This window comes from Bradyrhizobium sp. URHD0069 (genome assembly GCF_000701345.1).
Lineage (GTDB): Bacteria > Pseudomonadota > Alphaproteobacteria > Rhizobiales > Xanthobacteraceae > Bradyrhizobium.
On sequence record NZ_JNIJ01000130.1, the window covers coordinates 1 to 1178 of the forward strand.

Here is a 1178-nt window from a genome sequence, read left to right on the forward strand (position 1 = left end):
GACGTCATTCGACGATCGGATACCTCAGCCCTGTTGAGTTCGAGCGCAAGGTGGGATTAGCTTAACGTCGCGTCCACGAAACCGGCAGCAGCTCAAGTCGATCATCTAAGAAGCGCCTCGTTGCCAGCTCGCTCTAACCAACTTGCCTCGGATGTCACGCCGAACCTCAATTGGAACAGAGAAACCAAGGGGCGCATACCGCTTGGGAGACAAGCCGGAACCTCTGCCCAAGCATCCTGTTAGAATAACAGTCACAAGTTGGAGCGGATCATGAGCTACGTTTTGAGCTTGATCGCGGCTGCGACTGTATTGGGCGCTACCCAAGCCTATTCAGAAGAAGTTGGCCTTGGAGTTAGGGTTCGTTGGGTAGACAACGGCCTCACGGTAGGGACAAGCCTAAACCGGTGTTACGATACGGACTGGAACACGGCGGCGATCAAAGAAGGAGAATCGGAACCCCCAGAGATGATCGCGATCATCGAGAGAAATCGCGAAGATCGCGAGCGCCATGTAGTCATGGATCGCTAACATCCAATTTCCCGCCTATAAAAGCCAAGGCGCTACTTAATACGAGCTAATAGATTTCTAACGGACGACCGATGCCAGCTGTTAGCCCGAGCTGGTCGGACACCGCGAGCGTTGAGAGCACTGGCAATCTCGCTGAGGGTAGCGGCGCCGGCATTCCGGATCGCCTGGACCAAGGGCATCAGGTTTGTGGCAAATTCATCCGCTACTTGCGCCTGTGCAAGACGTCCTATCGAGCCCGCAGCGCAAAGGTTTTTCGGATTGCCCAGCTTCGCCCCGCTAGCCCTCTTTGCCTGCAGCGCCGCCCTCGTCCGCTCTGATATCAGCCGCCGTTCCTTTTCCGCCAAGGCTGCGTACAGGTGCAGCATGAACGGGTCAGCATCGCGACCGAGTTCGGCAACAATGAACGGCACCCTTTGCGCCATTAAGCCCGAGATAAACGCAACGTCGCGCGAAAGCCGATCCAGCTTCGAAACGACGATGCTGCATTTTGCCTTCCTGGCCGATGCCAATGCCGCCGCAAGCTGCGGGCGCCTCTCAAGAGCGTCAGCGCCCTTGCCGGTCTCGAACTCGGCATACTCTTCGATGATGGTCAGCGACTCGGCCGCGACAAAGCGCTCGATTGCTGCCCTTTGCGCCTCAATCCCGAGCCC

2 protein-coding genes are annotated in these 1178 nt (G+C 57.2%); one reads left to right on the forward strand and one right to left on the reverse strand.

Features of this window, described 5'->3' with window-relative positions; all coding sequences use genetic code 11:
• Window positions 1–270 precede the first annotated feature (270 nt).
• Complete coding sequence (locus N554_RS0130585) at window positions 271–528, forward strand: hypothetical protein (RefSeq protein WP_029586912.1); 258 nt, start codon at window positions 271–273, stop codon at window positions 526–528.
• Between the two features lie 32 nt (window positions 529–560).
• Here N554_RS0130585 and N554_RS0130590 read toward each other — a convergent pair.
• On the reverse strand, window positions 561–1178 hold a 618-nt coding region (locus N554_RS0130590), incomplete at its 5' end, for a recombinase family protein (RefSeq protein ID WP_036054761.1).

Excerpts from the sequence above, each read along its gene's own strand:
- N554_RS0130585 (WP_029586912.1), top strand. The coding sequence starts at position 271 with ATGAGCTACGTTTTGAGCTTGATCGCGGCTGCGACTGTATTGGGCGCT.